The 7,599-nt window shown below is 61.2% G+C and carries 9 protein-coding genes; 6 read left to right on the top strand and 3 right to left on the bottom strand.

Annotated elements, in window-relative coordinates:
* The first annotated feature begins 873 nt into the window (after positions 1-873).
* From AC1DKD_RS36875 to AC1DKD_RS36850, 6 genes are all read left to right on the top strand, one after another.
* Positions 874-1,584, top strand: a complete 711-nt coding sequence (locus AC1DKD_RS36875) for a BRO-N domain-containing protein (protein ID WP_477103117.1) — start codon at positions 874-876, stop codon at positions 1,582-1,584.
* Positions 1,585-1,599: 15 nt separating this feature from the next.
* A complete protein-coding gene (locus AC1DKD_RS36870; RefSeq protein ID WP_477103116.1) occupies positions 1,600-2,631 on the top strand; it encodes a BRO-N domain-containing protein in 1,032 nt (343 codons plus the stop codon).
* Positions 2,632-3,022: 391 nt separating this feature from the next.
* A complete protein-coding gene (locus AC1DKD_RS36865) occupies positions 3,023-4,153 on the top strand; it encodes an integrase domain-containing protein (RefSeq protein WP_477103115.1) in 1,131 nt (376 codons plus the stop codon).
* A gap of 42 nt (positions 4,154-4,195) precedes the next feature.
* Positions 4,196-4,438 (top strand): hypothetical protein, encoded by a 243-nt coding sequence (locus AC1DKD_RS36860; protein ID WP_477103114.1) that lies wholly within the window; start codon positions 4,196-4,198, stop codon positions 4,436-4,438.
* Positions 4,439-4,450: 12 nt separating this feature from the next.
* A complete protein-coding gene (locus AC1DKD_RS36855; RefSeq protein ID WP_477103113.1) occupies positions 4,451-4,798 on the top strand; it encodes a hypothetical protein in 348 nt (115 codons plus the stop codon).
* A gap of 72 nt (positions 4,799-4,870) precedes the next feature.
* Complete coding sequence (locus AC1DKD_RS36850) at positions 4,871-5,161, top strand: hypothetical protein (RefSeq protein WP_477103112.1); 291 nt, start codon at positions 4,871-4,873, stop codon at positions 5,159-5,161.
* A gap of 165 nt (positions 5,162-5,326) precedes the next feature.
* On the opposite strand, the gene AC1DKD_RS36845 is transcribed toward AC1DKD_RS36850, so the two are convergent.
* The 3 genes from AC1DKD_RS36845 to AC1DKD_RS36835 form a co-directional block, all read right to left on the bottom strand.
* Positions 5,327-6,148, bottom strand: a complete 822-nt coding sequence (locus AC1DKD_RS36845) for a response regulator transcription factor (RefSeq protein WP_477144398.1) — start codon at positions 6,146-6,148, stop codon at positions 5,327-5,329.
* 418 nt (positions 6,149-6,566) lie between these two features.
* On the bottom strand, positions 6,567-6,842 hold the full coding sequence (locus tag AC1DKD_RS36840) for a hypothetical protein (protein ID WP_477103110.1): 276 nt from the start codon (positions 6,840-6,842) through the stop codon (positions 6,567-6,569).
* 460 nt (positions 6,843-7,302) lie between these two features.
* Positions 7,303-7,599, bottom strand: a 297-nt coding sequence (locus AC1DKD_RS36835; protein WP_477144397.1) for a hypothetical protein, incomplete at its 5' end; no start/stop codon positions are given.

Below are 7,599 nucleotides of genomic sequence, written 5' to 3'. Positions count from 1 at the left end.
AGCAAATACTCATCGAAAAACAGCTGCTCTCTAGGTCCACAGAGGAGCTGAAATGCGAGACTATTGCGGTATGCCCTGGCGGTAGTGGGCTCAAGAATTCAACGGTGCCGTCCGTAACGGCAGGAACTCAATCTCCAAGCTCGCCGAGCGCTCCGATGGAGTCGCTGCAGCTTGCCCAATAGCCAGTCGCCTTTTGGTTGCCACGCTTGCGTGTCCGCTTCCTACGGTGACTGGCTTCTTTTCGTTCGCTGGTGCGCCTAGGGTTGCCAATACTGAGGACACCGGACACGCGATCCCGCTTGGCTTAGCGGTCTGTTTTAGCAAATGCGTCTGGATGAGACACAGTTTCTCCGGACACGGACACGCCTAACGGCACACCCAATACACACACATCCCGATCGCCTGGAGGGCGGGGACACTGGTCACGAAGCCCGATGCAATGCGGCTGGATGAGCAGGTCATACGGGGTGGCCGCATGGGAATCACCCAGCGGTTCAGCCGACAACACAGGCCCAAGGCAGCCTGCACAGAATGCCCATCAGAATCCACGGTCGGCGGTAGGGCGCGTGGGAGCGGTGACGGAGACGTTGCTGCGACGGTCGGGTTGCGTTGCTCCACGCGCTTGGCTCATCGGCGGAATCGCTAAAGGACGGAGCTGTTTGGGTTTAACGCAGCGCGAATGCGATCCGAATTACGGACGCATTTGGTTGTGGCGTCGCCAGAATTTCGTTGTATAAATACTGTATGGCGCACCTATTCGGGCGCGCTAGGCGGGCGTAGTGGAGATATGCGCTCCTAGAGGATCGGGAACGGAGGTTTGTATGGACGAAGGGGTTTTTGACGCTCCGAAATGAGGGGAGGCCAAGAAGGCCAGTGGACGTTGTTCAATTTCTCTATGGGGAGCAAACTGTCCGCTCGCTTATCGACAAGGATGGTCAAGCGTGGGTGTCTGCGTTGGACGTCTGCAAAGTCCTCGGCTACTCCAATCCACATGCTGCAGTGTCCGCGCACTGTGAAGACGCGGGGGGACTCGCGAAGCACGAGGTGCCCACTACCAGCGGAATCCAGGCTCTGAACTTTATCAACGAGAGCAATCTTTACATGCTGATTTTCGCCAGCAAGCTGCCAGCTGCCAAGGAATTCCGGCTTTGGGTGACGCGCGAAGTCCTACCTGCCCTTCGGACGCGCGGTGTGTATACGTTGAACGAAGGAAAAGCGCCCCCGCCGCTCCCCGCCGCTAGCCCAGATTTGGAAGAGGCGCTGTCCGATCTGAGCAAGCTGCCGATTCAGTTGTCATTCGCCCGCCAGGATGCAATTCGGTACCGGCTGCAATCGGAGGAGAAGGATCTGCGAATCGCCGAGCTGGAGCACGAGGTAAAAGTGCTCGAGCACCTCGCCAAGTGGCAGGAAAGCACGCGGAAGCTGCGGCATGCGCAGATGAAGCAGGCCGCTGAGCTTCGCGATAAGGGAAATACAGCGGGGCAAATCGGGCACCTGCTAGGCATCGAGGCGGCTAAGGTCGACATCCTGGTGAGCGGTTGGAAAGCCCTCGTGGCGCTCCAACTTGCCAACCAGCCGGCTTAGGAGCGCCTGGTTCAGATGGGACAGCTACCTGAAGAGCAAACATCCAACGCGTCAGAGGAAGCGTGGAGTGAGCCAGTAGGCCGTCTTCCGTTCGGGAGGCAGGGCGCGACGGTGCGCGGGTTCACCGACCCGCAGGGGCATCAGTGGTACTGCGCGATCGACGCCGCTAACGCCCTCAGTCTGACGAATTTTCGGGCGACGATCACACGCATTTGTCGCGAGCCTGGGGGCATCGGCCATCGGATTACTGAGAGCGGCGGCAAGCGTGAGCCTCTCATGTATCTCAGCGAAGGCAATTTGCGCAGGCTAATTGCGCGGTGCAAGAAGGTTGAGGCTGATGCATATCTGGACTGGGTGCTTGACGACCTAGTTCCGTCCCGGCGCGGACCAGAGGCGCAAGGCTTGGCGGTGCGGGAGAGCGAACTCGGGGGCGTCGAGCGTCCCCGAGTAGCCGCCGACGTATGCATGGCCATTGTGCGTCATGAGAACAATTCGCTAGCGACGGGGGAGGGGCAAATCAGTGCTGATCCTGGCGACGCTCAGTTTCTTTCTCTACCACTCGGCAGCGCTGGTGCCGTTGTACGGGGTTTCCGGGATACCGAAGGCCGTCGTTGGTATTGCGCGTCAGATGTTGGGAACTGTCTCGGAATGCAGAACAGCAGAGCGATGGTGGCCCATCATTGCCTTCCAGATGCGGGAATTGTTCGCAAGGAGATCCAGACCAATAGTGGCGGGCGAGCACTCGTCTTTCTCAGCGAGTACAACCTTCGCCGGCTGATTGTCAGGGCCTGCAAGCCAGAGGCGGAGGCTTTCTTCGACTGGGCGCTGGGTCAATTGGCGCCTGACGGGGAGGAGCCTCGGCGGCCAGAGCCTAGGCCCGCGCCTATTCCGGAGCCAGATCCAGCGCCGCCCTCCAAGGCCTGGGGCGTGGGCATGACGGCGTACGAGCGAGAAAGACACTGGGAAGGCGTCCAGCTTGCGCCAAGGCCGGGGCGGCAATCGCAAGAGCCGCGTCCGTCAAGTTCAATCCGGCACTGCGAGTTCTAAATGTCACGTACTCGATTCCGCTTTGGCAGGGATGCCGCCCCGCCCACGCCCTCGATTTCGGCACGAATCGCTGCCGTGCGGGCTGGCAGGCCGGCATCAAGCGTCTGGGCCAGGTGTCCTGGGGTGGCGAGGTCTCGTCGTGAAGCCTGACGCTCGGCGTGCGGCGGACGATGCGTCCTCGACCTACGCCGGTGCGGCCAGCCTGCCGGATTCCGCCAGCTCTAGCGAGGTCGAGCGCCATGCTGGGGTTTCTGCCGAGGCGGGCAGTTCGACGGCGCCGGCGCGAATGGAGACTGGGATGGGGATGAGCAGTAGGCCCGTGCTGACGCAGTTGCGAAGAAACAGAGGAGGATCGATGGCGGGGCGGTCGCTCCGGGAAGAGGGCTGAGCCGTGATCACCATCGACTACGCAGCGATCACAGAGCGATCAGGCTTGCCACCATCATTCATCGACGCTTTCAAGCTGCTCGCTGCGGGACATTTGAAGAAGATTCGCAGCCCAAATCGGTTGAGCGACAAGCCGGTGTCGTTCGAGACCCAGTATCGGCGTGTCATCAACCTGCTGGCCTCGTTCCGGGAGTTGCGGGAAGACGGCTACAAGTTGACCAGTCCGTGGAACCTGAAGCAGAAGCACATCGAGCACCTTGTGCGCAAATGGGTGCTGGAGCTGAAGCAGGCGCCCGGGACGGTGGAGAACAAGCTGACGTACTTGCGCACGATTGCCGCCTGGATGGGCAAGCACAACCTGGTCGGTAAGCTTGACGACTACATTGAGCGTCCTGACGACTACCGACGCACGTACTTTGCTGAGGTTGAGAAGACGTGGGACGCCAGTGGGGTAGATGTCGATGGGGTATTGCGGAAGATCGAGCAGTCCGACCGGCACGTCGCGACGCAATTGAGACTTCAGGCCGCCTTCGGCCTTCGCAAAAAGGAGTCCTTCCTGCTGAAGCCGCATCGAGTAACGGCAGATGGGCAGTTGCGGGTGGACGATGGAACGAAAGCAAAGCGGCCACGCAAGGTGCAGCTCGAGACCGAGGCGCAGTACAAGCTGCTCGAAGATGCATGTCGGATGGCCAATAGCATGAGCGGCACCACGATTCCTATCGAGTACAGCCTAGACCAGTGGCGCAATCACTATGACTACGTCTTGAGGGTCCACGGGGTGACAAAGCGCGAGCTGGAGATCACCTCGCACGGCTTACGGCACCAATATCTCAACGGCTTGTACCACCGGGTGACCGGGGAATTTTCCGCGATCCAAGGGGGAACGAAGCCTTTGGACGCCCTGCACCGTGAGGGGATGAAGCGGGTTGTTGAGGCCGCCGGCCACTCCAGGGAATCCAAGAGCAACGCTTACCTGGGCAAGCATGCGCCGGCGCGCCGGCAACCGCCGTCACGAGAGGAGGTCAGGGCTGCGCTGGATAGCTGCTGCCAAGAGAAGAAAGCGGCGGCGGCGAAGCTTGGGATCTCGCGGCAAGCGTTGTACCGCATCTTGGCGAAGGCCCCGAACGATCGATAACTCGCCGGCGACGGACCGTCGCTGGCCAACTTGGAGAAGGAAATGCACGAGGACCGCGAATACTCGGCCGCAGAGATTGCCGGAATCCTGGCAAGAGGTATCGGCGTCGAGGCGCTGGAGCATTGGCCATTGACGCCGTTGCCGGACTATGTCATTGGCGTTGCGAGGGCCGAGGTAGCCCTCGAAGGCGGCGACGACTTTGGGCAACTGGAAGACGCGCTTCGCCCGCGGCGCGCGCTGCGGACCGAATGGGGCGTGCTGGTCGTGGATCATTTCCGCGACTGAGACGAGTACACCGTGGCGATTCTCGGCTATCTAAAAGCCGACCCCTATCTGGAGTTGCCTCATCTGAGGAAGGAGGGAGAAACGGTCGGGATCTATCTGAGTGACCTGATTCTCGACGAGCTGCTGAAGTCTGCCAGTCAGGACCTATTAGCCGATGGGATCGACTGGGCGGACAACGACGATACAGGACAGGTCTTTTGTCTGATTGGCGTCGACGAACCGGGCTATCCACTTGCGTTCGGCCGTTGGCTCCAGGCCGCGGGGATCGAGAGACTGGCGGACGCCTGCCAGAAACCGGACTACCTGCGCAAGGTCGATTGGTCTTCGGGCTTGCCAATTTCGCAGATGCAAGTCAATTGAGCTCTTCCAGGCGGCCGCACTACCAACGCTGGTCGCCGCTTCTGTCGCACGCGCGCTTGTGGGAGATACACCGTGCAAGTTTGGCAATCTATCGTAGCCGCGGCCGCCATAGCGGCGGTGTGTGTCGTCGCCGGCGCCGGCCAGGCAGACGAAGACATACGCGGGCTGGACGCGGACGCCAATGGGATCCGCGACGACGTCGACGCTTGGATTGCCGGGCAGCGCTTTTCGGCGCCACAGCGTCTTGCTGCACAGCAGCTCGCGCGTGCTCTGCAGGCAACGCTCCTGCTTGATCCGCGGAATGCTCGCGCGGTGCTGGATGCTGCCGAAGCCGCCAATCACGGCGTTAGAGTAAGTGCGTGATAGCGCGGGGAACGACTTCCGAGGCCGGCTCCCGAACGGTGCTCGATATCGAGGCGATCACAGCGAACAGCGCGCCCCGGAAGCGAGCCTATCGCGCATACAACGCCAAGCTAAACGGGACGGTTTCCAGATCCCCCGAAGGCGACGGCTGCGAAGTGTAGCGTCTCAGCTGGCCTGTTGGCAGTCGCTATCTGACTCCGAAGCGGGCGGAGGTGTGAAGACCTGCCTCATGTGCGATATCAACTGCATGCGAGTCCGCGCGCCACGCCGTTCCAGGATCGCCGAAACGTGTTCCTTGACGGTGTTCTCCGTCAATCCCAGGCGCTGTGCGATCGCCTTGTTGGATAGCCCGTCGAGCAAATGGCGCAATACGGTACCCTGGCGGCTCGTGAGGCCGAGCTCCTCCGGCTTGATTGGGGTGCTGCTGAGTGCGGCGCCGGCGGGTTGATCATGTGCCGCCGCGTTGGCGGCATTGCCGGCATGCACCTCATGCGCGCGGAATGGCTTCAYCCCCGATAGCAGCTGAGTTCGTGAGCGTGCGCCAAGGCGCTGCAAGATGGCAGAGACATGTTCCTTGACGGTGTTTACCGTCAGGCCTAAGCGGCGCGCGATGAGCTTATTTGGCAGCCCTTCAAGCAAGTGGGTGAGCACGTCCTGTTGACGCTCAGTGAGGCCTTGCCTAGCGGGTGTGACTGGAGTGGTGGGCGTGCTTTGTGTCTCGACGTCAGGCCACACCGTTGTGGGGGGTGCACCGGACTGGTCGATGTGGAGGGGGATGCGCTGCAGAACGACGGTGTCGAAGAAGCAGGCCTTCTCCGCGAGAGGAACACGCTCAACGGGTATTCCCATGTTCGCGCTCAAGAATGTGTTGCTAGCGCGGCCAAGTTCCTGTTGCCACACTCCCCGATATCCGTGGAACGCTAGCTTATAGCTGCGGCTGTCGCTGTAACTGCTTGCCGTCAGAATGTCGTGAAACTGACCCGTCATGCTTTCCCTGCCTAGTTATGCCGGTCTATCAACTCCCGCCGGCATCATTTCCAAAAGTGAAATCCGCTGCACCAACGCCGCATTGCGATCGCGCCGCAGACTGCGTTGGCTTGAGCGTCGCGATGACTTTACACCCCGGCTTCTCGATGAAGAAGAAACGATAGAAGAGTAGGGAGAGGTTCGAATGTCCACGTCCCGCAGGTTTGTGACAGACGGGGCACAAAGCGAAAACCAGATAGCCCTGTTGCTCGGAATGGCTAATGCGGCGCTTGCACCGCAGACGAGTGCGTAGAGGGCCTCCTGCACGCGTGTTTTTGAGCCTCTGGCGGCATGTGACGGGAGTTCCTGAGATCGCGCGAGATGGGCATTGGACGGCCCGAACTCCGGTCAATCAAGATGCCACCAAGATGTATGGCTATTACAACAAAATCTCCCGATTCGCGATCTCTGAGAAAAGGTCTGGCGTGTACATGCGGGCCGAACCAACAGCACCGCCTTCGCGTTGCCCGCGGCGAGCCAGCAGATCTGCATACCTCGCATTGACGGCATCCGGCGTCACATGCCGCGCGTCGATGCCGACCAGGCTGGACACGCGCCGGCGCACCCGGGCGATCAGGCTTGCCTCGGCGTGAGTCGGTACCGACGTCGGCCATCCTGCCGTATACTTGAGGTGGCCGGGCAGCATGGCTTCCATCGCTTGGCGCTCCGTAGCCGCCACCTTCGCCAGCTCAATGCGCTCGCGAATCTCTGCCGGCAGCAGGCTGGGAGCCACGATCGGCCGAGATCGGCATGAACCAGCACGCGGGGGCCGGCGTGGCCAATTTGGTCCAGATAGCGTGCGGTGGCAATGGCGCAGGCACGCCGCTGACACCTATAGCGACGACGCAGTCGTTGGCGAGGAGGGCGCGAACCTCCGGCGTTGCGGCGACCGGCGAATCGACCGCGCTGGACCTCGATTGCATCGCCGGCGCGACGAGCGAGCGGCCTTGCATAAACTGGATAGGGCGCCACGGGTCCATTCTCTTTTTCGCTCCTGCGCTATGGCCACGGCGCAATGCCGAGGCTCTTTGGCTAGGATACGGACCGTTTAGCCGATGCAACCCGGCATATTGCCCGGGGCTCAGGCAGGGGCGCCAACTCCGGGCAAGGAATGCTCAGCGAATTCCCGCGACCGTGCGGCCGATTGCTAGCAATCGAGCCTCTGGGGTGAGCTGGGTATTGCGCAAGGCGAGCAATACGAAGCCGATGGCCTCGGAGTAGTCTCGGACCAATGCCTTTAGCATGTCCAGGTCCTCGTTCGGTGCCATCAGCTTCGGACCGATATCGAGAAAGATCCGCCCGGCGTCCCAATCGATCCCCGGATGGATGTCCAGGACGGGCTTAAAGGGCGTGCCACCTATCGTGGCAAAGCCAGGGTCGTAAGTGACCGCAAGGATGCTGTCGCGCCGGTC

The organism is Cupriavidus sp. 05T313, from assembly GCF_056396665.1.
This window is presented reverse-complemented; position numbering and strand designations above follow the sequence as displayed.